The sequence below is a fragment of the Oceanobacter sp. 1_MG-2023 genome, assembly GCF_030689025.1.
Taxonomy (GTDB): domain Bacteria; phylum Pseudomonadota; class Gammaproteobacteria; order Pseudomonadales; family Oceanobacteraceae; genus Oceanobacter.
Window position 1 is genome coordinate 25519 of record NZ_JAUYWA010000013.1, and the last position, 22882, is coordinate 48400.

Annotated in this window: 24 protein-coding genes and 1 tRNA gene; 19 read left to right on the forward strand and 6 right to left on the reverse strand. The window is 55.8% G+C overall.

Annotated elements, in window-relative coordinates; genetic code table 11:
• Window positions 1-4: 4 nt before the first annotated feature.
• The 15 genes from Q8W22_RS10075 (at window position 5) to Q8W22_RS10145 (ending at window position 14328) form a co-directional block, all read left to right on the forward strand.
• A complete protein-coding gene (locus Q8W22_RS10075; protein ID WP_305452294.1) occupies window positions 5-1165 on the forward strand; it encodes an FAD-dependent monooxygenase in 1161 nt (386 codons plus the stop codon).
• Complete coding sequence (locus Q8W22_RS10080) at window positions 1162-1521, forward strand: hypothetical protein (protein WP_303433951.1); 360 nt, start codon at window positions 1162-1164, stop codon at window positions 1519-1521. Before Q8W22_RS10075 ends, Q8W22_RS10080 begins: the two co-directional genes overlap by 4 nt.
• The gene (locus Q8W22_RS10085) at window positions 1522-1743 is read left to right on the forward strand and encodes a recombinase-like helix-turn-helix domain-containing protein (protein WP_303433950.1); all 222 of its coding nucleotides are present in this window, start codon (window positions 1522-1524) and stop codon (window positions 1741-1743) included.
• A 27-nt stretch (window positions 1744-1770) separates the two neighbouring features.
• Window positions 1771-2796 (forward strand): aromatic ring-hydroxylating dioxygenase subunit alpha, encoded by a 1026-nt coding sequence (locus Q8W22_RS10090; RefSeq protein ID WP_303433948.1) that lies wholly within the window; start codon window positions 1771-1773, stop codon window positions 2794-2796.
• An 11-nt stretch (window positions 2797-2807) separates the two neighbouring features.
• The gene (locus Q8W22_RS10095; RefSeq protein WP_305452295.1) at window positions 2808-3260 is read left to right on the forward strand and encodes a RidA family protein; all 453 of its coding nucleotides are present in this window, start codon (window positions 2808-2810) and stop codon (window positions 3258-3260) included.
• A 12-nt stretch (window positions 3261-3272) separates the two neighbouring features.
• The gene (locus Q8W22_RS10100) at window positions 3273-4244 is read left to right on the forward strand and encodes a PDR/VanB family oxidoreductase (RefSeq protein WP_303433944.1); all 972 of its coding nucleotides are present in this window, start codon (window positions 3273-3275) and stop codon (window positions 4242-4244) included.
• Between the two features lie 269 nt (window positions 4245-4513).
• Window positions 4514-5041: a cupin domain-containing protein gene (locus tag Q8W22_RS10105; RefSeq protein ID WP_303433942.1), complete on the forward strand. Its 528-nt coding sequence runs from the start codon at window positions 4514-4516 to the stop codon at window positions 5039-5041.
• A gap of 29 nt (window positions 5042-5070) precedes the next feature.
• Window positions 5071-5955 (forward strand): alpha/beta fold hydrolase, encoded by an 885-nt coding sequence (locus tag Q8W22_RS10110; protein ID WP_305452296.1) that lies wholly within the window; start codon window positions 5071-5073, stop codon window positions 5953-5955.
• The gene (locus tag Q8W22_RS10115; RefSeq protein WP_305413873.1) at window positions 5952-6746 is read left to right on the forward strand and encodes an SDR family oxidoreductase; all 795 of its coding nucleotides are present in this window, start codon (window positions 5952-5954) and stop codon (window positions 6744-6746) included. The genes Q8W22_RS10110 and Q8W22_RS10115 overlap by 4 nt, the downstream gene beginning before the upstream one ends.
• A gap of 56 nt (window positions 6747-6802) precedes the next feature.
• Window positions 6803-7594: an aspartate dehydrogenase gene (locus Q8W22_RS10120; protein ID WP_303433936.1), complete on the forward strand. Its 792-nt coding sequence runs from the start codon at window positions 6803-6805 to the stop codon at window positions 7592-7594.
• 108 nt (window positions 7595-7702) lie between these two features.
• A complete protein-coding gene (locus Q8W22_RS10125; protein ID WP_303433934.1) occupies window positions 7703-9181 on the forward strand; it encodes an aldehyde dehydrogenase in 1479 nt (492 codons plus the stop codon).
• A 34-nt stretch (window positions 9182-9215) separates the two neighbouring features.
• Entirely contained in the window at window positions 9216-10850 is a 1635-nt protein-coding gene (locus Q8W22_RS10130; RefSeq protein WP_305452297.1) for a thiamine pyrophosphate-binding protein, read from the forward strand.
• Between the two features lie 19 nt (window positions 10851-10869).
• On the forward strand, window positions 10870-12291 hold the full coding sequence (locus tag Q8W22_RS10135; RefSeq protein ID WP_303433930.1) for an aspartate ammonia-lyase: 1422 nt from the start codon (window positions 10870-10872) through the stop codon (window positions 12289-12291).
• Between the two features lie 84 nt (window positions 12292-12375).
• A complete protein-coding gene (locus tag Q8W22_RS10140; RefSeq protein ID WP_305413871.1) occupies window positions 12376-13089 on the forward strand; it encodes a metal-dependent hydrolase in 714 nt (237 codons plus the stop codon).
• 138 nt (window positions 13090-13227) lie between these two features.
• Complete coding sequence (locus Q8W22_RS10145) at window positions 13228-14328, forward strand: poly(3-hydroxybutyrate) depolymerase (protein WP_305452298.1); 1101 nt, start codon at window positions 13228-13230, stop codon at window positions 14326-14328.
• 229 nt (window positions 14329-14557) lie between these two features.
• On the opposite strand, the gene Q8W22_RS10150 is transcribed toward Q8W22_RS10145, so the two are convergent.
• From Q8W22_RS10150 to Q8W22_RS10175, 6 genes are all read right to left on the reverse strand, one after another.
• A tRNA-Phe gene (locus Q8W22_RS10150) sits at window positions 14558-14633 on the reverse strand.
• A 104-nt stretch (window positions 14634-14737) separates the two neighbouring features.
• Complete coding sequence (locus tag Q8W22_RS10155; protein ID WP_303433925.1) at window positions 14738-15016, reverse strand: oxidative damage protection protein; 279 nt, start codon at window positions 15014-15016, stop codon at window positions 14738-14740.
• 22 nt (window positions 15017-15038) lie between these two features.
• Window positions 15039-16091, reverse strand: a complete 1053-nt coding sequence (mutY, locus tag Q8W22_RS10160) for an A/G-specific adenine glycosylase (protein WP_303433923.1) — start codon at window positions 16089-16091, stop codon at window positions 15039-15041.
• A gap of 9 nt (window positions 16092-16100) precedes the next feature.
• Window positions 16101-18494 (reverse strand): bifunctional diguanylate cyclase/phosphodiesterase, encoded by a 2394-nt coding sequence (locus Q8W22_RS10165; protein ID WP_303433922.1) that lies wholly within the window; start codon window positions 18492-18494, stop codon window positions 16101-16103.
• A gap of 147 nt (window positions 18495-18641) precedes the next feature.
• Entirely contained in the window at window positions 18642-19283 is a 642-nt protein-coding gene (locus Q8W22_RS10170; protein ID WP_303433920.1) for a phospholipid-binding protein MlaC, read from the reverse strand.
• A gap of 176 nt (window positions 19284-19459) precedes the next feature.
• The gene (locus tag Q8W22_RS10175) at window positions 19460-19858 is read right to left on the reverse strand and encodes an acetyl-CoA sensor PanZ family protein (protein WP_303433918.1); all 399 of its coding nucleotides are present in this window, start codon (window positions 19856-19858) and stop codon (window positions 19460-19462) included.
• A gap of 129 nt (window positions 19859-19987) precedes the next feature.
• On the opposite strand from Q8W22_RS10175, the gene hisB reads away from it, so the two are divergent.
• From hisB to hisF, 4 genes are read left to right on the forward strand one after another with little or no spacing between them, the layout of a single operon-like run.
• Window positions 19988-20578, forward strand: coding sequence for an imidazoleglycerol-phosphate dehydratase HisB (gene hisB, locus Q8W22_RS10180; RefSeq protein WP_303433916.1), 591 nt, complete (start codon window positions 19988-19990; stop codon window positions 20576-20578).
• A 60-nt stretch (window positions 20579-20638) separates the two neighbouring features.
• Complete coding sequence (hisH, locus tag Q8W22_RS10185; protein ID WP_370693305.1) at window positions 20639-21247, forward strand: imidazole glycerol phosphate synthase subunit HisH; 609 nt, start codon at window positions 20639-20641, stop codon at window positions 21245-21247.
• 34 nt (window positions 21248-21281) lie between these two features.
• Window positions 21282-22031, forward strand: coding sequence for a 1-(5-phosphoribosyl)-5-[(5-phosphoribosylamino)methylideneamino]imidazole-4-carboxamide isomerase (gene hisA, locus Q8W22_RS10190; protein ID WP_303433913.1), 750 nt, complete (start codon window positions 21282-21284; stop codon window positions 22029-22031).
• 35 nt (window positions 22032-22066) lie between these two features.
• Complete coding sequence (hisF, locus tag Q8W22_RS10195; protein ID WP_303433912.1) at window positions 22067-22834, forward strand: imidazole glycerol phosphate synthase subunit HisF; 768 nt, start codon at window positions 22067-22069, stop codon at window positions 22832-22834.
• The last annotated feature ends 48 nt before the right edge of the window (window positions 22835-22882 follow it).

Here is a 22882-nt window from a genome sequence, read left to right on the forward strand (position 1 = left end):
GGTTATGGAAAAGCTATCGATTGGTGTTGTGGGTGGTGGTATTGGTGGATTGACCGCCGCCATTGCCCTGCAGAGAATGGGGCATCGTGTCACTGTTTATGAACAGTCGAAGGCGTACGCCCGTATCGGAGCCGACATCAACCTGACCCCGAATGCCGTCAAGGCACTGGATGGCCTGGGTCTGAACGACGCGATTCGCAAAACTGCCGCACGTCCGACCCACCGTATCAGCCGGATGTGGGACAGCGGTAAAGAGACCTCACGACTGGCGATGTCGAATGAAGCCGAACTCAAATACGGCGCACCGCAGCTGACCATTCACCGGGCTGACCTGTTGGTGGCGCTGGCGGATGCCTTTGATATCCAGAATGTCGTCTTCAACGCCCGTATCGATCAAATCACAGAACTGCCCGGTGCCGGTGTGCGTGTAACCACCACCAGCGGCCGCTGCGATGAACTGGATGTGGTGATCGGTGCCGACGGTATTCACTCCGCGGTTCGTGCTTATTTGTTTGGGGCCGAACAGCCGCGCTTTACCGGTGTGGTTGCCTATCGTGCGGTCGTGCCGGCAGAACAGCTGCAAGACCTGCCCGATATCCAGGCATTCACCAAATGGTGGGGTGAAACTCCGGAAAGCCAGACCGTCACTTTCCCGCTGAATCAGGGCAAGGACATCTTTATCTTCGCCACCACCGCACAAGACAGCTGGACGGAAGAAAGCTGGACTGGCGCAGGTGACTGTGACGAATTACGCAGCCACTACACTCATTTTCATCCACAGGCCCGGGCCTTGCTGGATCGTTGTGATGACGTGCTGAAAACCGCCCTGTACGAACGGGACCCTCTGCAATACTGGAGCAAAGGCCGGATTGCCCTGCTGGGCGATGCCTGTCATCCGATGATGCCGTTTATGGCCCAGGGTGCCGGTCAGGCGATTGAAGACGCCATCGTATTGGCGCGGGCGCTGGAGCACGCCAGCAACGGCGATGAAGCAGCAGCGGCTTTACACCTGTATCAGGCGGTGCGTCAGGATCGTGCGCGTCAGATCCAGATCGGTTCGCGCTCCAACCAGTGGCTCAAGAACGCGGGCAGTGCCGACTGGGTTTATGGTTATGACGCCTGGACGGTACCCCTGCAAGGCACTGCAGAAGAAGTGACAGCATGAATAGTGAATCTCAGGAGCTGACACAGGATACCCAGCCAGCACAGGACACCATGTTGCTGACGGTATTGCTGAAGCATGATCAGTCAAAAAACCTGGAAGACATCCAGAGCCATATGAAAAAAATGGACTGGTGGGAACGTTTTCCAGTGGCCGGGGTAGAGGTTGTTTCCTGGACCGTGGCCATGGGCCTGGGGCAAATCGTGACCTTGCGATTGCCACCGGCCTTACTGCCCAAAATCAACGTAGAACTGGAGCGCTCCGCCTGGGGCGTATTCCGCACCGAATGTTACCCGACGTATGACTTTGTACCGGTACGCGCCATGATCCGCGAACGTGTACAGAATGGAGGACAATAAATGAAAGCACCGTATCTGGAGCCCCATCAGGCTCGCACCCGTGATAACACACCCTTTGAAGACCTGCTGGCCGATTCGATTGAGCGTGCATTCGGAGAACAAATTCACGACCTGGATGGCCTGGTGAATTTTCTCAATGTGGTTGGCCCACCGTGCCCGACAGCCACTGGTCTGTGGACCGAAGAGTCTTATAAAACCCTGATGAGCAAGCTGGGCGAGTAACGCGGCATAGCAGAGAGAGAATCAAGTATGAACATCATTCAAACCAGCGCCGATCCGGTCGAAAAAATTCTTCAGCAAGGCATCAAGGATCGTTGGTATCCGGTGCTGCCATCCGACCAGCTGACGGCTGACAAACCGGTCTCGTTGCGGATTCTGGGCTACAAGATTGCGTTGTGGCGCGATACCGACAATACCGCGCATGCGGTCGAAGACCACTGCCCACACCGGGGCGCACCCCTGTCACTGGGAGCCAACCTTGGCGACCGGTTGCAGTGCCCGTATCACGGTGTCGAAGTGGACTGCAGTGGTAAAGTCCGCAAGGTACCGGGCAGCCCGGGCTGCAAACTGGAAGGTAGCAGACCGACCCGTCGTTTTCACACCCAGGAAGTTGCCGGTGCGATCTTTCTTTATAACGCCGTCGATCCACAGCTGGAAACGCCACCAGAGCTGATCCTGCCAGAGCAGCTGACCTCGGACGAATACTCCAGCTTCCTGTGCTACTGCGAATGGAAAGCCGATTACCGTTATGTGCTGGATAACGTGGCTGATCCGATGCACGGGGCTTTCCTGCACAAGATGTCGCATTCCATGTCGGAAGGCGAAACCCAGGCCAAATTTGTAACCACCGATACTGACCACGGTTTTATCTTCGAGAAAGAAGGCCAGCGTGGCGTCAACTTCGACTGGAGTGAATTTGCCGATACCAACCTGATGTGGCAACGGCTGGAAATTCCCTATCCCAAGACCGGTGGGCCTGGTGGCAACTTCCATATTATCGGTATGTACGTTCCCCTGAATCCACAGCTGGCAGGCGTGTTCCACTGGCGTTGTCGCCCGCTGACCGGCTGGCAGGAAGATACCTGGCGCTTCTTGTACAAGAACCGTCTGGAAGCCCGTCACTGGCACGTGCTGGAGCAAGACCGGGTTGCCCTTGAAGCCATGGAACCGGACGCCAACCAGCGTGAAATGCTGTACCAGCACGATCTTGGACTGGTGCGTTTGCGTCGTTATATGAAAAACCTGGCCAAGCAAGAACTGGAAGCCAGCAAGTAGGCGGAATTGAGATGACGGATATGAACAACCTGGTCGCCCATGTTCGGGCAGACAGCGTCCCGGAGCTGGCTACCGCCAGCTGGTCCAATGCCCTGTTACTGGGGCGGGAGCTGGTGACATCCGGCATGACCGGCCACCCGGCGACTCGTCAAGCCGCGGCGGCGGGTGAGCCACTGGATGCGTACCAGCAAACCCTGGTGGTTTTGGGCAAGATCCAGGCTCTGGTGGAAGCGGCCGGTGGTCATATCGGCAACATCTACCGGCTGACGGTGTACGTGACGGATATTCGCGATAAAGACGCCATCAGCCGCGCCCGCAAGGATTTTTTTGTGGGGCAATCGGTATACCCGACCTCCACCCTGGTGGAAGTGTCCGGGTTGGTATTTCCGGAGTTGTGCGTCGAAATCGAAGCCGGTATTCATCTGGATGCCGACCTTGGCAACACGATCAAACAGGCTGATTAACGGAGCCGGACTATGAGCAATGAAACTCTCACCGCATTGGTGTCCCAGATACGCTACGAAGCGGAAGGCATCATCAGTATCGAACTGCGTCCCGAGCCCGGGGCTGCCGATTTTCCGGCGTTTACGGCCGGTTCGCATATTGATCTGAACTTGCCCAACGGCATGGTGCGCAGCTACTCACTGTATAACTCACCGGCGGAGCCAAACCGCTATGTGGTGGGCATCCTGCGAGACAAAAAGAGTCGCGGTGGCTCAGAGTGGGTGCATCGCCAGTTGCGGGTGGGTACCCGGCTGGCCATCAGCGCTCCGCGGAACAACTTCCCGCTGCAGCCGCATAATGGCCACAGCGTGCTGGTCGCGGGTGGCATTGGGATCACCCCGGTGCTGTGTATGTTCCGTGAGTTGCTGCAACAAGGGCAATCGGCGGAACTGATCTATTGCGCCCGCACTCGCTCAGAGGCTGCTTTTATTGCTGAAATCGAGGCACTGACAGCAGAGCTGGGCGGGACTGTCCGCTTCCGCTTTGACGACGAAGCCGGTACACCGCCCAATCTTGAACAGCTGTTGCAAGGTCAGGCGGCCTCCACCCACTTCTATTGTTGTGGCCCGACGCCGATGCTGGATGCGTTTGAAGCCGCTTGTGCCCAGTTGAACCATGCCAATGTGCATATCGAACGTTTTGCCGCTGTCGAGATTGCGGCGTCGGACGATGCCCGCAGCAGCTATGTAGTGGAATTGGCCAGGTCCGGCCAGATTATCCAGATCAACCCGGGCGACAGCTTGCTGGAACGGCTGGAAGGCGAAGGGCTTGACCTTGATTGCTCCTGTCGTGAAGGCGTTTGTGGTGCTTGTGAAGTGGCAGTGCTGGAAGGCGAGATTGATCACCGCGATGGCGTGTTGACCAAAGCCGAACGGGCCGCCAACAACACCATGATGATCTGTGTGTCGGGTTGTAAATCAAGCAAGTTGGTGCTGGATATCTGATCGGTTGATCGCTGCCGTACGGCGGTAGCGACAAAGACGACGAAACAGTCACGACTGGTCAGATTTTCACCTTGACCGAGGGCGGAAATCTGCCTAGCATGTTTCATATAAAGACTGATGTTTTAAATATAAAACAAATGTCGCATAATAAGTACGACCGCGTTATGGATCATGATCCCCGTAACGCAAGCCGCCGAGGGTACGGCAGCAGACCAGTCGGGCCGCTTTATCGCCCGCCACATATGGTGAACTAACCTGAGGAAAACAGCATGTCTGAGACATTCGAAAGCTGGAACAAACCAGCAGAAACAAGCCTTGAAGACTTCATGGCTGGCCGGATTGCCCGCAAGGAAAATCGTACCTACGATTTTAATGCACTGAAATTCCAGGCAGATTACGACCCCAAATACCGCCGTGCCCAAATGCGCTACATGGGCACTGGTGCTGCCGGTGTAACCAGCGATACCAATACCGTGCCATCGGAACATTTCACTTTCTCCACCATGTTGTTACCGGCGCAGTGTGAAGGCCCGCTGCACTTGCACGACGATGTTGAAGAAGTGTTCTTTATGCTGCGTGGTTCGATCCGTTTGACGATGGAACTGAACGGCGAGACCTGTGAGACCGTCTTGAACGAACGTGATCTGGTGTCGATTCCACCAGGCATCTACCGGGGCCTGTACAACTTCACCCAGGAAGATGCGCTGATGTGTGTGATGCTGGGAACGCCGAAGCCGGTGATCCCGACCTATCCGGCCGATCACCCGCTGTCACAGATCAAACGCGATAAAAAATAAGCTCAATTGTCGGGAGCCAGAGCATAGCCATGAACACAGCCACATGTACTACCACATTGATTCAACAACTCGACGACTTTCCCCGTCAGAGCATCCGGCTGGGCGACGTTAACCAGTCCTGGCGCGAGTCTGGCCCGGAGAGTGGTGGTAGTGGTGAGGTGCTGGTGTTACTGCATGGTATCAGCTCGGGTTCCGGCTCTTGGGTGCAACAATTGGCCGCACTGGAAACTGACTGCCGGGTGCTGGCCTGGGATGCCCCCGGATATGGCGACAGTGATGACCTGAGCGTAACCGGGGCCAACGCCAAAGACTATGCCGAACGGCTGGCTCATTGGCTGGATGCGCTGGGTATTCAACGTTGCTGGCTGGTTGGCCACTCGCTGGGTGCCATGGTTGCCGCCGCCTTTGCTGCCCGTTATCCGCAGCGTCTGGCCGGTTTGATGCTGGCCAGCCCGGCCCAGGGGTATGGTCAAGCCGATGCTGAAACCCGGGAGCGGGTGTACCGTCAACGCCCAACCATGCTGGCACAATTGGGGCCTGCCGGATTGGCTGCACAACGTGCCGCCGCACTGGTTTCTGTTAATGCCAGCGCCGCACAGGTGAGCCTGGTTGCCGATGGCATGCGCCAGCTGCGTTTGTCCGGCTTTCAGGCCGCTTCCTGGCTGTTGGCCAACGATGATATCTGGTCGTACTTGCCCGTCGATGTTGAGTCCCGCCGGGTCATCTGTGGCGCTGCCGATACCATCACTCCACCGCAGGCCGCCCGGCAATTGGCCAGCGACCTGGATACTACCGAATTTGTTGAAATCGCCGCCGCAGGCCACGCCTGTTATGTCGAAGCCGCGGCGGCAGTGAATCAGGCGCTGAAGGACTGGATGTCTTCGGCGACCTCCCGGACAGGTACCTCGTTATGAGTTTTATGCTGAAAGATCGTGTTGTGGTTGTCACCGGAGGCTCCTCTGGTATTGGCCTGGAAACTGTCCGGCTGCTGCTGCAGGAACAAGCCAAAGTTGCCTGGTGTGGCCGTAACGAAGAGCGTCTGCTGGCCTCGGAAGACGCGATGCGTACCGCCTTCCCTGATGGCCAGTTTATGACCCGGGTTTGCGATGTTCTGAACGCCGACGACGTTGCCACGTTTGCCGAAGCGGTCAAGACGCAGCTGGGCAACACCGACTGCCTGATCAATAACGCCGGGCAAGGGCGGGTTTCCGGCTTTGATAACACCAGCGACGATGACTGGATGGCTGAAACCGGGTTAAAACTGTTTGGCGTGATCCGTCCGGTACGGGCTTTTATGGATCAGTTGCTGGCATCGGGAATGGGTTCTGTCACCAATGTGAACTCCTTGCTGGCGAAACAACCGGAGCCACACATGATGGCGACTTCCGCGGCGCGAGCAGCGTTGCTGAATTTTACCCACTCACTGGCCCACGAGTATGCGCCAAAGGGCGTAAGGGTAAATTCAATTCTGCTCGGTATGGTGGAGTCTGGCCAATGGCGTCGCCGCTATCTGGATCGATCCGATACCGATGCCAGCTGGGAACAGTGGACCGGGGCAATTGCCAACAAGCGAGGCATTCCGATGGGTCGACTGGGTCGTCCGGAAGAACCGGCCCGGGCGCTGGTTTTTCTGGCCTCGCCCTTGGCCTCGTACACCACCGGCTCAACCCTGGATGTCTCCGGCGGTTTTGCCAAACAGATTTGAATTGTCGCTGACTCAGCCAGCGACCTGCAGACGGTAATCAGACCGGGAACCGACACATGAAACAACTGATGATGATTGGCTTTGGAGCCATGGCAGAAGAAGTACTGGCGTTACTGCCAGAAGGCTTGCGCCTGGGCTGGGTCGTGACCACAGAGCGCAGCCGCGAGCGTATCGCCGCGCAACTGGGCGATCAGGTACAGGTAATTACGGCCATTGCGGCATGTGATGGCCAGCCCGATCTGGTTTTGGAATGTGCCGGTCAGCCGGGTATTCGCGCCCATGGTGTCGAAGTGCTGAAACGTGGCTGGGACCTGATGATGATTTCGATTGGTGCGCTGGCGGATCGTCAGCTGGCGGATCAACTGCAAGCGGCCGCGACGGTGGGTAACGCCCGTTTGCATGCCCTGCCTGGTGCCATTGCCGGTATCGACGGTCTGGCTGCGGCCCGTGAAGGTGGTCTGGATCAGGTGACCTATACCTGCCGTAAAAGCCCGCAAAGCTGGCGTGGCAGCCCGGCAGAAAAACTGATCGACCTGGCGTGTGTTGAGCAGCCGCAGGTGTTTTTTGAAGGCAGCGCCCGGCAAGCCGCGCTGACTTTTCCGGCCAATGCCAATGTCGCCGCAACGATCGCGCTGGCCAGTCTGGGTCTGGACGACACCCGGGTGCAGCTGGTGGTGGACCCGACGACGACCACCAACCAACACCAGATTTCAGCCCGTGGCCGGTTTGGTGAAATGAGTATCCAGCTGTGTGGCAAACCACTGGAACGTAACCCGAAAACCTCGACCCTGGCGGCGTTGAGTGTGGTCCGGGCCTGTCGCCAGAGTGTGTCGACGATCGTGATCTAGTTCGTCGTCCCGTACTGGGCAAGTTAACCCGATGTGCAAAAAAAGATTCCCGAGTGGGAAGGGGCTCCCCTTGCCGTTCGACCGCAATAACAGATGAGGAGGCGGATTATGGTCAAGCCAATATACATCGCAGGTGAATGGAAAAATGGCCGTGGCGATCTTCGCAGCACCTTTTTTCCTGCGGATGGCAGCAGCAATGCCGACATCGCCACCGCCAATGTCGATGATGTCGAAGAAGCGGTACAAGCGGCCGACCAGGCCTGGCGTGATCCGTCCTGGCGCAACAGCTTGCCCCATGAGCGCGCCGCGATTCTCTACCGTGTGGCGGATCTGATCACCGCCCGCGCCAGCGAACTGGCGGCGTTACAAACCCGCGACAACGGCAAGCCGTTGACGGAAACCATGGGTCTGGTGATGAGCGCCGCAGGCACTGCTCGCTACTTTGCCGCCGCCTGTGAAACGCTGGATGAAAGTTTGCCGAGCCAACGCTCCCGCGATTTTATGACCGCCAGCGTACACGAACCGCTGGGAGTGGTGGTGGCCATCACGCCGTGGAATTCCCCCATTGCCAGTGAGATGCAGAAAATAGCTCCAGCGCTGGCCGCTGGGAATGCGGTGATCGTCAAACCCGCCGATGCCACACCGCTGGCTGCTCTGGAACTGGCCAAACTGTTTGAACAGGCCGGCTTGCCCAAAGGCTTGCTGAGTGTCTTGCCTGGCCGGGGTTCGGTCGTGGGTGAAGCGCTGGCCCGCCACCCGAAAGTGAACAAGATTTCGTTTACCGGCGGCACCTCAACCGGTCGCCACCTGGCTCATATTGCCGCTGAAAAGCTGATTCCGATCTCGCTGGAGCTGGGCGGCAAATCGCCCACCATCGTGCTGGAAGACGCCGATATTGAAATGGCTGCCCGTGGCGTGTGTTACGGCATCTTCAGCTCCGCAGGCCAGGCCTGTATCGCCGGTGCCCGACTGTTTGTGCATCAGAGCATATACGACACCTTTATGGCGCGCTTGCTGGAATTGACCCGGGGTTTGCGGGTCGGGCATCCCGAGCACGCCGATACCCATATGGGTTCGCTGATCAATATGGCTCACCTCGACAGTGTGGCCGGATTTGTTGAACGCGCTCGTGCTGATGGCGGCACCGTGTTGTGCGGTGGCGAACGTCTGACCGGCAAAACAGCAAGCTGTGATTACGACGCCGGGTGTTTTTATGCCCCGACGATCATCAGTGGCCTGAACAACAGCAGCTATGTCTGTCAGGAAGAAATTTTTGGCCCGGTGCTGGTGGTGCTGCCGTTTGATGATGAAGCCGACCTGATCGCCCAGGCCAACGACAGTATTTTTGGCCTGGCTGCGGGTATCTGGACGGAGAACTTCCGGCGCGGCTGGCGTCTGGCCCGGACTCTGGAAACCGGCACCATCTGGATGAACACCTATAAAAAATTCTCGGTGTCGGCACCGTTTGGTGGCTTTAAAGAGAGTGGTCTGGGGCGCGAGAAAGGCCGTGCCGGAGTGCTCGAATACATGCAACAAAAAAGTATTTATGTGGGCTTGAGTGACGAGCCCAACAACTGGTCTGCCTGATGGGCGACGAACCGCTATTGTTGGAGTGAATAGAATGAAAGAACAAGTAACCGTCGGTGAAGTCGTCGCTCGTATTCTGGAAGCCCATCGGGTCTCTGATATTTACGGCGTGATATCGATTCATAACTTGCCCATCGCCGATGCGATTGGCCGTCGTGAAAAAATGCACTTTGTTTGCGCCCGGGGTGAAGCCGGTGCGGCCACCATGGCCGATGCCCATAGCCGTTTTCAGGGGCTGGGTGTGTGTTTGACCAGCACCGGAGCCGGAGCCGGCAATGCCATTGGCTCCTTGATCGAAGCCTGCAATGCGGCCAGCCCGATGCTGCATATTACCGGTCAGGTGGAGTCGGCGTATCTGGATCGTGATGCCAGCTTTATCCACGAAGCCAAAGACCAGCTGACGTTTTTACGTGCGGCGAGCAAGGCAGCTTACCGGATTACGCACCCGGACCAGGTCGTTGGCATTCTGTGTGAGGCCATTCGTGTTGCCCGTACCGTGCCGATGGGGCCGGTCAGTGTTGAAATTCCGATCGATGTACAAGCTACCACTATTGATTTGCCCGACAATCTGGGGCCGATTGCCGTCCCGGCCATGCCAGTTGCCAATCAGGAAGAACTGAATGGCCTGTTGCAGCAGCTGCAACAGGCGCGTCGTCCTGTGATCTGGGTGGGCGGTGGTGCTGTTGCATCCGTTGCCGCCGTTACGGCACTGGCCGACAAAGGCATCCCGGTATTGTCGACCACACATGCCCGGGGCTTGCTGCCTGATGCGCATCCGCGCAGCCTGCGAGCCTTCCACAACAGCCCATCGGTCAAGCAACTGCTGGAAGACGCCGACCTGGTACTGGTGGTGGGTTCACGCTTGCGCAGTAATGAGACAGCCAGCTATTCGACTGAATTTGGCCGCCCGTTGATTCAGGTGGATGCTCATCCCGGTGCCCATAATCGTAATTATCAGGTTGACCAGTTTATTTGCTCAGACAGTGCGCCGGTACTGGAGTATCTGGCGGAATATCTGCCAGAACGTATCGACAGCGATTATGACCAAGCGATCACACAAGCCGTTGTACAGGCCGAAAGCACCTTGATTGAGCAGGTCGGCAACTACGCCAATATCTGTCAGGCGTTGCGTGATGCCTTGCCTGCTGATGGCATTTTTGTTCGCGATATCACGGTTTCCGGCTCAACCTGGGGCAGCCGCTTGTTGCCGTTCCAGCAGCCAAACCAGAATATCCACTCGCTGGCCGGTGCCATTGGTCTGGGCCTGGCTCATGGCATCGGTGCGGCTCTGGCCAACCCGGACAAAAAAGTCGCCACCATTGTGGGTGACGGCGGCTTGATGCTGGGTATTGGTGAGCTGGCCACCATGGTGCAGGAAAACACCGACATGGTGCTGATTGTGATGAACGACGGTGGTTATGGCGTGATGCGCGGTATCCAGAACAACTACTTTGGTGGCCGTCAGTATTACAACGAGCTGCACACCCCCAACTACGCCGAAGTGGGCAAGGCGATGGCAATGCCAAGCTGGCAAGTGGGTTCCAGTGACGCATTCCATAGCGCCATTGCGGAAGCTATTGCGCTGGATGGCCCGGCGCTGATTGAAGTCGACATGACACTGGTTGGCCCGCTGGAGTTTGCCGGACCACCCCAGAAAAAACTGTATTAGAGAGGAGATTGCTGACGTCATGACGGATGCTGTTGAATATCGGCTGGAAAAAGACCTGTTGGGCGAACGAGAAGTACCTGCCAGCGCGTATTTTGGCATTCAGAGTCAGCGGGCAAAGGATAACTTTGACTTGAGTGGGGTGACGCTGGCGCATTTCCCCAAATTGATCAACGCCCTGGCGATGGTAAAGCAGGCGTGCGCGCTGGCCAACACCGAGCTGGGCTTGTTGGATCAGCAACGTTGCAACGCCATTGTGGCGGCGGGTGACCGGTTGCTGCAAGGGCAGTTTCACCAGCAGTTTGTGGTGGATATGATTCAGGGCGGGGCGGGCACCTCGACCAATATGAATGCCAATGAAGTGATTGCCAATATCGGTCTGGAGCTGATGGGCCATGCCCGTGGTGACTACCAGTATCTACACCCGAACAACGACGTTAACCGGGCACAATCGACCAACGATGTGTACCCGACGGCGGCCCGGCTGGGCATTCTGCTCAGCCATGGCGATCTGGTCGAGTCACTGGTCAGCCTGCAGGCCTCGTTGCGAGACAAAAGCCACGAATTTGCCGATGTGATCAAAATGGGTCGCACCCAGTTGCAAGACGCTGTGCCCATGACCCTGGGACAGGAGTTTGGTGCCTGGGCTTCGACCCTGGGTGAAGATGTACGGGTGATCGCGGCCCTGTCGGAGCTGCTCAAGGAAGTCAATCTTGGCGGTACAGCCATTGGCACCGGCATTAACGCCGACCCCCGGTATGGCAAACTGGCCATCAAGCACCTGTCGAGTATCAGTGGTTTCGCCCTGACCCAGTCGGAAGATCTGATTGAAGCATCATCGGACATGGGCGCGTTTGTGCTGTTCTCCTCCATGTTGAAACGATTGGCGATCAAGCTATCCAAAATCTCCAATGATTTACGCTTGTTGAGTATGGGGCCACGGGCCGGTATCAATGAAATCAACTTGCCGCCGCAGCAACCTGGCAGCTCGATCATGCCTGGCAAGGTTAACCCGGTGATCCCGGAAGCCGTTAATCAGGTCGCCTATCAAGTCATGGGTCATGATTTGGCCATCTGTATGGCAGCTGAAGCTGGCCAGTTACAGCTGAACGCGATGGAGCCATTGATTGTTTACAATCTGCTGGAATCCATGCGACTGATCAAACGTGCCATGGTGATGCTGGAAAAACGTTGTATCAACGGCATTACCGCCAACCGCCAGGAATGTGCGGATATGGTGCATCATTCCATTGGTTTGGTAACGGCATTAAACCCCTATATCGGCTATGAAAATGCGACCCGGATTGCCCGTCGGGCCTTGCAGGAAAATCGCACAGTGATCGACCTGGTGGAAGAAGAGCAACTCTTGCCTGCCGCGGAACTACGCCGGATTCTGGAGCCAAAACGCCTGATCCATGCGGTACAGGACGTCGCTGTCCAATAGTCTGAGGCTGTAAAGCAACTAATTCAGCAAGCCCCGGATATTCTGTTACCCTTGCAGCTTTCATGTGTGGATATACAGGTATTTATGGCCAGCTTCTCAACCCATCTTGGCGGTGCCGCGATCGTCAGCGCGATGGCTTCATCATTGTTAGTCGTGACCAGCTGGGCTTCGTTTCCTGAAGCCCTCGTCTTGTTTCTGTTGGGGATGTTGGGCGGTATCTTGCCCGATATCGACTCGGATACATCCCGCCCGGTGGTCTGGGTCTTCAACTGTCTCGGATCGTTGGCGGCGGGGGTGGCGTTGTGGCTGCTACTGCCTCACGCCAACGCCAGCTGGACGTCGCTGGCCACTGTCTGGGGTGGCATGGCGCTGGCTTATGCCCTGGCTGGCCCTGCTGCGATGGAGTTGTTTACGCGGTTAACGGTGCACCGGGGAGTGATTCATTCCCTGCTGGCGGCTTTCTGCTGTGGTTTGTTGACCGTCGTGATCATTGATCAGCTGTTTGATCGTGTCGCGGATTTCTGCTGGATCGGTGGTGGTTTTGTGACCGGTGGCTTTGTTGTACATTTATTGCTGGATGAACTCTACGCCGTGGATTTTAATGGGATGCGGTTAAAAAAGTCCTTTGGTACTGCCATCAAACCCATCAGTCTGGTTAACTGGCGTGGAACCATTGTATTGTTAATCACTTGCGGCGTGCTGTATCAGGTTGCTCCGGCACCCATGCGACTGACGCAGCCGGTTCAGTCTCTGATTGACCAGGTTATGACCCGGATACCATTGGTCGGACAGTCATAACAACGGCTATAGGCGTTTGTAGAAACAGGCGTATTGTAGGCCCGTAACTGATGTATGGCTCGCAGACAAGTCGCCATGTTGGCGGTATCGTAATGACACGGATGACACAACGATAATCAGCCCGGCAAGGAGGCCTGTGTGTTCCCATTGGTACGTTATACGGCGTTGATAGTCTGCCTGGCAGCCCTGAACAGTGGCTGCTCAAGGGATGACGCCTCTGATCCAGCGGCTGCAGCAGCCGATACCGCCGCCGGTTCTGGTATATCGGCTTTGGCCAGCTATAACGCCGATATTCAACAGACCTCGGTTTCTGGCCTGTCATCCGGGGCCTTTATGGCCTCTCAGCTGTATATGGCTCACTCCGATATTATGGTGGGCATCGGGGTAATTGCCGGTGGTCCATATCTGTGTTCCCGCTCCTGGCCGATGGCCGCTCCGGCATTGACTGCCACCACCACCTGCATGACACCTCAATCCGAGCTGTTGCGACCCAATGTCTCGCGGCTGGTTGGCCTGACCCGGGAGCTGGAGCAGCAAGGCCGCATCGATGCGGTTATCAACCTGCAGGATGACCACCTATACCTGTTCAGTGGTCGCAGTGACGATACCGTGATCAGTCGAGTAGTGGACGCCACCCGAGACTATTTTGTACAGCTTGGCGTACCAGCCCAGCAAATACTCTACAACGACCAGATTAACGCTGGCCATGCGATCCTCACCAATAACAGCGATGATACCGATTGCGCCCTGACCCGTACTCCCTTTATCAACAACTGCCAGTTTATGCAGTCCACCCGCATTCTTTCCTACCTGTATATGGATGCGATTCCACCGGCTCCAGAGGTATCCGGAGAACTGCTCGCATTTGACCAGCGCCCCTTTCTGGTCGGTGAACGAACCAGCATGGCAGAGACCGGCTATGTGTATGTACCGCAATATTGTCGGCAAAACAGCCGCTGCCGTATTCATGTGGCGCTGCATGGCTGCAAACAATCCTACGATGAAATTGGCGACGCCTATATCCGCACCACTGGCTACAACCAGATGGCCGACAGCAACCGGCTGATTGTGCTTTACCCCCAGGTGAACGTGTCTGACTTTGCACCACTGAACCCGCTCGGTTGCTGGGATTATTGGGGCTACTCATCAGAAGATCTGATTGATGCGGATTTTTACAGCAAGAAAGCACCGCAGATACAAGCGATCTACGCCATGATCCAGCAACTGGCCAGAGGGTGAGAAACCAGTAAATCAATGGGTCTGATATTGTTGGCCAGAGCAGGGTTTTTTGTGCAAATGGCTCAGTCTTACAAGAGTAAAACTTCAGTATTCAATGAAGGTGTTTTTGAGGGAAAACAGACAGACACAAAAAAACCGGCAAAAGCCGGTCTTTTGTGTGCCCAAAGTAGTCTGGACTACTTTTCTGGCCAATCAAGCTATTGTAACTGCTTGATTTTTAAGTAATAAATGGTGCCCGGAGGCGGAATCGAACCACCGACACGGGGATTTTCAATCCCCTGCTCTACCGACTGAGCTATCCGGGCAACGTTAACGAAAACTTTGCTGCTACGCTGAGCGTGGCGTGCTGTTCGTTAAGTGGCGCGTATTAAACCGCTCTGTTGATTTTCTGTCAACAGTATTTGGGTGATTATTTTTCAGAATTTTCAGGGACATAGCCATCAGCTTTGTCGAAGTCGGTGCCGGAGAAGAATTTTTCGCGTTGTTCGGTCAGGTATTTACGTGCTTCCTTGTCCATCATGTTGAGGTGTTTTTCGTTGATCAGCCGGGTTTGATGGGCGGTCCATTCTTCCCAGGCCTGGGCGGAGATGTGTTGGAGGATGTGTTCTCCGGCTGGGCCTGGGAGTGGGGCGGTGGCCAGTGCTGGCAGTGTTTGCTGGTATTTGCGGCAGAAGACTGTGCGGCTCATGTGGCGTTCCTGGTGTGGTGAGTCATAGGCTGGCGTGCAGTAGTTTTTTGACCGGTGCGGCCAGGCCCAGTTCGCTCGGGTTGTGTGGATTGTACCAATGCTGTTGTGCTTCGCCTATGTATGTCGGGGCGCGGGGCAGGTGCACTTCGACCGGGTGTATGTGCAGGTGGTAGTGGCTGAAGGTATGACGGAAGCTGCTGAGTTCTTGAATGTCGGTGCTGTCGCCGTAGTGAGTGCTTAGCCACTGTTCAGCTTGTGCCAGGGAGGTGGCTTCCGGAAAACTCCACAAGCCACCCCAAATGCCGGTTTGTGGGCGTGGCTGCAGCAGGTATTCACCGTGCGGGTTGCGTAGCATCAGCATCCAGGTGTGTTTTTCCGGCTTGTCTTTTTTGGGTTTGCTGTTGGGGTATTGGGTCGGGTTGCCGCTGGCGTAGCCGAGGCAGTCGGGCTGGAGCGGGCAGATGCTGCAGTCGGGTTTGCTGCGGGTGCAGAGGGTGGCACCCATGTCCATCATGACCTGAGTGTATTCACGGGGGCGGTGATTGGGGGTCAGCCGTTCGGCAATGTCCCAGAGCCGGTTTTGTACGGCCGTGGTGCCGGGCCAGCCTTCGATGGCGTAAAAGCGGGTAAGGACTCGTTTGACGTTGCCATCGAGGATGGCGGCGCGGATGCCCATGCTGATGGAGACGATGGCTCCGGCGGTGGAGCGGCCGATGCCCGGCAGCTCTGTCAGTTGTGTTACCGATGGGGGAAATTCACCCTGGTAACGTTCGACGATTTGTTTGGCGCAGGCATGCAGGTTACGGCCTCGGGCGTAGTAGCCGAGGCCGGTCCAGAGGTGGAGTACGTCATCCTGTTCGGCGGCGGCGAGCGCTTGTACGGTGGGAAAGCGTTCCATAAAGCGTTGGTAGTAGGGAATGACGGTGGCCACCTGGGTTTGTTGCAACATTATTTCTGAGACCCACACTCGATAGGGTGTGATGTCTTGTTGCCAGGGCAGGTGTTTGCGCCCGTGGTGGTCATACCAGTGGAGCAGGGTGTCAGAGAATGCGGTATCGGTCTGGGTAGAGGTCATCAGGCTGAGTCATTGGTTGAGTGGGGCGATTGGTGCTTTGTGCAGAAACAGCTGCAGTTGCGGCAGTGTCAGTGGTCGGCTGAACAGATAGCCCTGGCCTTCATCGCAAAGGCTGTTGCGGAGGAAGTTTACCTGATCGTCGGATTCAACACCTTCGGCCACGACGGACAGGCCGAGTTTGTGGGCCATGGCAATGATGGCGGCAGTGATGGCCATGTTGTTGACGTCGGTGGTGATGTCGGCGACAAATGACGGGTCGATCTTGAGTACGGTGATTGGCAGGCGTTTGAGATGGGAGAGTGATGAGTAGCCGGTGCCAAAGTCATCGATAGCAAAGCGGATACCAAGCGCTTGCAGGTTGTTGATGATGGCAATGGAACTTTCGACATCGCGCATCAGGGTGCTTTCGGTGATTTCCAGCTCCAGGTTGGCGGCCGCCAGACCGGATAGTTGCAGTGCTTGCTGAACGTTTTGCTGCAGGTCGGGGGCGGCAAACTGACTGGCCGACAGGTTAACGGACAGGCGAGCGTCGGCGGGTAGTGCTCTGGTCTGCAGGAGCGATTGCATATCGGTGCAGCTGCGTTCCAGAATCCAGCGGCCAATGGCGAGCATTTGACCGTTTTCTTCCGCGACCGGGATAAATTGGCTTGGGGGTATCAGGCCGTTCTTCGGGTGATGCCAACGAACCAGGGCTTCCAGGCCTGTGGTGTGATAACCCTGCAAGCTGATTTTGGGCTGGTAAACGAGGTTAAACTGGTCTTCTGCCAGGGCGGTGTTGATTTTTTGTTCCCAGTCCAGGTGTTCGAGGATTGAGCGGTTCATGTCTTCGGAGAAGAACTGGATGTTGTTACGGCCCAGTTCTTTGGCGCGATACATGGCCAGGTCGGCATTTTTCATCAGGGTGTTGGGGTCGCTGGAGTCTTGCGGTGTCAGGGTGATGCCGATGCTGACGGAGGTGGTGATGTCCTGTCCTTTGATTCTGACCGGGCGGTTGAGAGTGGAGAGTAATTTTTCGGCCACGGCGAGGACGTCGGAGGTCTGTTTGATATCGGTTAGCAGGATGGTGAATTCGTCGCCACCGATACGGGAGACTGTGTCTCGATCACGAACGCAGTTGCTCAGTCGTTTGGCGGCTTCTTGCAGAAGCTGGTCGCCGGCATCATGGCCCATGGAATCGTTGATGCGTTTGAACTGGTCCATGTCGAGATAAACGAGCGCCAGGGTGGATTGGGTACGCTGAGCGGATTTGATGGATTTGGTGAGTCGGTTCTTGAACAGTCGTCGGTTGGCGAGGCCGGTGAGCGAGTCGTAGAAAGCCAGGTTCTCCATTTGTAGCTGGGCGTATTTCAGTTCGGAAATATCAGAGATGGCTCCGAGATAGCCCACGACTTCTCCGTCTGAGCTGTTCATTGGGCTGGCCATCAGATGAATCCAGGTCTGGCTGCTGTCGCGATTCAGTAGGCGCAGGTCCATGGCAATGCCTTCTTGTGTGGTGATTAATTGCTGCCAGGCGTCGCGCAGGCTGACGAGGTCGGCGGGGGCGATGCTGTCAAACCAGCGTTCCAGTTGCGGTAATTCGTCGTACAGCTGGTGGATTTCCCGCCAGCGCTGATTGACGTATTGCAGGGTTTGCTGGGTGTCTACCTGAAAGATGCCAACGGGAGAAAAGGCCGCCAGTTTGCGGAAACGGGCTTCGTTTTCCTTGAGTGAGGCGTGTTCGGTTTCAATGGTTTGCAGCAGGGAGTTAAACAGGTCGACCAGAGCGCCCAGTTCATCGTCGGTTTTACGGGTGGCACGGATGGAGTAGTCCTGGTCTTGCGCAATGCGTTTGAGCGTGGCGTAAAGCTCGTGTAACGGACGCAAGACCAGTTCTTTCAGGTGCGATGAAGCAACAAACCCGAGTAATAGAGCCAGTATGGCAATCAGGATTGAAAAGAGGCCAAACTGCTGCAGTCGTTTGTTTCTGGATTCCTGGGTGGTGTGCAGGGTCAGGGTGCCGACGGTTTTGTGTTGATACTGGATCGGGAATATCTGTTGCTCGTGGTTGTCATGGCTCATGTCCCGTTGTGGTGGGCAGGGAGCCAAGGATGGCTGATTATCGCGCAGGTAAGTGATGACCAGCAGGTTGTTGGCGTCGTAGATGCAGCCGCTCAGAATATCGCTGTTGTCACTGAGGGAGCGGATGCTTTCTTTCAGTTCGCTGGTGTGTCCGGCCAGGAGTTCGTGTGCGCTGTGGCGAGCGATCATGGTGCCAATGGTGTTCAGTTGGCGTTCGTTGTCCTGGCGGGTCAGATAGTATTCCAGCCAGGTAAAGGCGATGCTTGAAAATATCAGAGTCAGGGTGGTCGTCAATAACGTGACGATAACCAGCTTGTGCTTCAGGCGTTGTACCTGTAGATGCATGTCTCTCGGCTCGTTTGGGGCGGTTACGTGATGTGGTCCGCTTGGAATAAACCATAGCATGTACCATAAATCAGGTATTTGCCTAGAGAGACCCGGAGTGCGTATGGGGTTCCGACCACCATACGCACTGAATAATGGCGCGTTTTCTTATTCAGCGGCCAGGTTGGCTTGTGCTGCCCGATCCGCTTCTTGCTGAAGTTGCTGCAACAGGTCGTCCATGCGGGTTTTTGCGTTGCCTGGGTGGGTTCCTTGCAGGCGTTCAGCCATTTGGTCCCGGTAGGTTTTGACCATACTCAGACCCGAGACGACTGCGTCGTATACACGCCATTGGTCTTCCGTATCTTTGCGGTAAAGTTTGAAATCAATTGGGACAGTGTTGCCATTGGACTGGGTCAGAAAGCCTTGAACAAAGGCTTTGTCGCCTTCGGGGTTGATACGGGCTTCTTCAAACTCCAGCTTTTCACCACTGAATGCCTTGAAGGCACCGCTGTAGGTGCGGATCTGTAATTCCCGAAAACGATCGATGAATTCCTGTTGTTGCGTCGAGCTGGCCAGCCGCCAGTATTTGCCCAACGCCCCTTTGGCGATTTTTTCCTGATCGATGGCAGGCACAATGAACGACATTACAAGTTCGCGCACCAGGTTTTCGGTACGTTGCTCTACCGGCGTCTGATTCAGACGCTCGGTCAGTTGGCTGGTTGCCTTGGCTACTACTTCCGAGGGCGTTTGCGCGGCCCAGGCCGTAAGGTTGCAAAGCAACGCTGAAATAAGAATCAAGAATCGAAACATGAGTGAGGCGTCCATTGTTATGTTAGAGGTGGCTACAGGCACAGATCAGGTTCTGATATCTGTGCAGTATGTCGTGCCGCGCATTGCTTGTGTAGCACCCGGGTGGTGAAAAGATTGTTGCCTGTAACGCTTGAAAATGTATCCATGATCGCAGCGGGTACATTGGTATGAACAGGTTACGGCTGCCATACCCAGGCGGATTCGGTGAACTCAAATCCGCGTTTTTCCAAGGCCGGTGCCAGTGTATCGGGTGCTGTTTCGATACGAAGGGTCATGGCCTGATCCCTGGCCCAGTGTTGTAGCAGGTGTATTGTCTGATGTATGACACCCCGGCGCTGCGTAATTGTTCTCACGGCTGCGTTCGACAGGGTTATTGTCTGTTGGTTCTGGGTACAGAGTATGACACCGACGATGCGGTCGTTAAACCGTGCGGCAATAATCCAGCCTTGGTTGGCGAGCCGTTGTTGCAGCATGGGAGCTTGCAGTTGTTCGTCAGCGGTATCGGCCTGAATCTTGGCGATATCAGCCCAGTCGGCAGCAGTAGGCTGTTTGATGTGTTCGAGTAGAACGGGCACTTGGGACTCCTGATTATGGTTTGAAGGGCAAGCGTTTGGTCTTCAGATGCTTGTTGAGGTTTCATGGAGGTTTTTCACTGCGCCCTTTATAATGGTTTCCTTTTTCTTTGGCGATAGTTGGAGCATTCCATGGCCCGTACGGCAACGGTCGAACGTAATACCCTGGAGACCCGGATTCGGGTCTCCATCAATCTCGACGGTACTGGCAAAAGCCAGTTTGATACCGGTGTGCCGTTTCTGGAGCATATGATGGATCAGATTGCTCGCCATGGCCTGATCGATCTGGATATTTTCTGCGAGGGTGACCTGCATATTGATGATCACCACACGGTGGAAGACATTGGCATTACCCTGGGGCAAGCCTTTGCGGAAGCGATTGGCGACAAAAAAGGCATCGTTCGTTATGGCCACAGTTATGTGCCGCTGGATGAAGCCTTGTCGCGGGTGGTGATTGATTTTTCCGGTCGTCCTGGCCTGTGCTTCAATTGTGATTTTACCCGCGCTGCGATTGGCAAGCTCGATACCCAGTTGTTCTGGGAGTTTTTCCAGGGTTTTGTGAATCACGCCAAGGTCAGTTTGCATATCGATAACCTCAAAGGGTTTAACGCACACCATCAGGCTGAGACCATTTTCAAGGCGTTTGGCCGGGCACTGCGGATGGCGGTTGAGATGGACCCTCGAATGGCGGGTGTCATGCCTTCCACCAAGGGCACTTTGTAAGATTTTTTGGAAGGAAGTGGTTTCGTGACAAGTAAAGTGTGTGCAGTGATCGACTATGGCATGGGTAACCTGCATTCCGCCCATGGTGCGTTGCAGGCCGTCGCCCAGGATACCAGGGTGCTGGTGACCAGTGACCCGGAAGTCATTCGTGCTGCTGACCATGTGGTGTTGCCCGGCGTGGGTGCGATTCGGGACTGTATGGCTGAAATTCGCCGTCAGGGTATCGATCAGGTGGTGGAAGAAGCACGCCAGACCAAGCCATTGCTCGGGATTTGCGTGGGCTTGCAGGCCATGATGGATCGTTCGGAAGAAAACAACGGTGTTGATTGTTTGGGGTTGTTTCCTGGGCAGGTGCGGTTTTTTGGTCACGATCTGGTCGAAAATGGTGAAAAACTGAAAGTACCGCATATGGGCTGGAACCAGGTCTCGCAAGTGGATCATCCGCTCTGGCATGGCATTGATAACCACAGCCGCTTTTATTTTGTGCACTCCTATTATGTCCACGCGGAGCGGCCGCAACAGATTAAAGGTCGCGGCCATTATGGTGTTGAGTTTGCTGCCGCGATGGGGGAAGACAATGTATTTGCGGTGCAATTTCACCCGGAAAAAAGCCATAACGCCGGTCTGGCGTTGTTAAAGAATTTTCTCGAATGGGATGGCCAGGCCTGAGGGTCGGCTGTCACTCTGATATTAAGGTTTTCTCATGCTCGTTATACCTGCAATTGATTTGAAAGATGGCGAATGCGTTCGTCTGCGCCAGGGTCGTATGGAAGACTCTACCGTGTTTGGTGATAACCCCGTAGAAATGGCCCGTCGCTGGGTAGACGCTGGTTGTCGGCGGTTGCATTTGGTAGATCTGAATGGTGCCTTTGCTGGTGTACCCGTCAACGGTGGCGCGGTGACGGCCATTGCCAAGGAATTTCCGGGCTTGCCGATCCAGATTGGTGGTGGCATCCGTTCTCTGGAAACTATCGAAGCCTACGTTAAAGCCGGTGTCAGTTACGTCATTATCGGTACCAAGGCGGTGAAAGAACCGGCGTTTGTCAAAGAAGCCTGTGCCGCGTTTCCAGGCAAGGTCATTGTGGGGCTGGATGCCCAGGATGGTTTTGTTGCCACCGACGGCTGGGCTGAGGTTTCTGAGGTCAAGGCGGTGGATCTGGCCCGGCAGTTCAAGCACGACGGCGTATCAGCCATTGTTTACACCGATATTGCCCGGGATGGCATGATGCAAGGGGTGAATGTGGCTGCAACGCTTGAGTTGGCCGTCGAAGGAGGCATTCCGGTGATTGCATCCGGTGGTGTGACCAATATCGACGATATTCGCCAGTTGGCGATGGTTGCCGGCCAGGGGATTCTTGGCGCGATTACCGGTCGGGCCATTTATGAAGGCAGCCTGGATGTTGCCGAAGCCCAGACTCTGGCGGATACGCTGGTGGCGAAGCCAATCGCCTGATTCAGGCCTAATACAGGTAGTGCAGGAGAGTTCCTATGGCTTTGGCCAAACGTATTATTCCTTGTCTGGATGTGGACAAGGGCCGGGTTGTCAAAGGCGTGAACTTTGTCGGTATCCGGGATGCGGGCGATCCGGTAGAGATTGCCAAACGTTATAACGATCAGGGTGCGGATGAAATCACCTTTCTGGATATTACCGCCAGCCATGAAGGGCGTGAAACCACGGTTCATATGGTGGAAGCCATTGCCGAACAGGTGTTTATTCCGCTCACTGTCGGGGGCGGTATTCGGGAACTGGACGATATTCGCCGGATGCTGAATGCCGGTGCCGACAAGGTATCGATCAATTCCGCCGCAGTATATAACCCGGAATTTGTGCGTGAAGCTTCACAGAAATTTGGCGCGCAGTGCATCGTGGTTGCGATTGATGCCAAGCAGGTGGGTGATAACCATTGGGAAATTTTTACCCATGGCGGCCGCAAGCCAACCGGTATCAATGCGGTCGAGTGGGCGGTGAAAATGGCCGACTACGGCGCGGGTGAGATCTTGCTGACCAGTATGGATCGTGACGGTGTGAAATCAGGTTTTGACCTTGGTGTAACGCGGGCAATCTCGGACGCGGTGAACATTCCGGTCATTGCCTCCGGCGGTGTCGGTAACCTCGATCACTTGGTTGAAGGCGTAACACAAGGGCGAGCGGACGCGGTATTGGCCGCCAGTATTTTCCACTTTGGGGAGTACACCGTGCAGCAGGCCAAGCAGCATATGGCCGCTGCCGGGATTGAAATGCGTCTGGTGGATTGACCACTGGTCGAATCCAGTCGTTTTTTGATGCTGATATGGGCATAATCC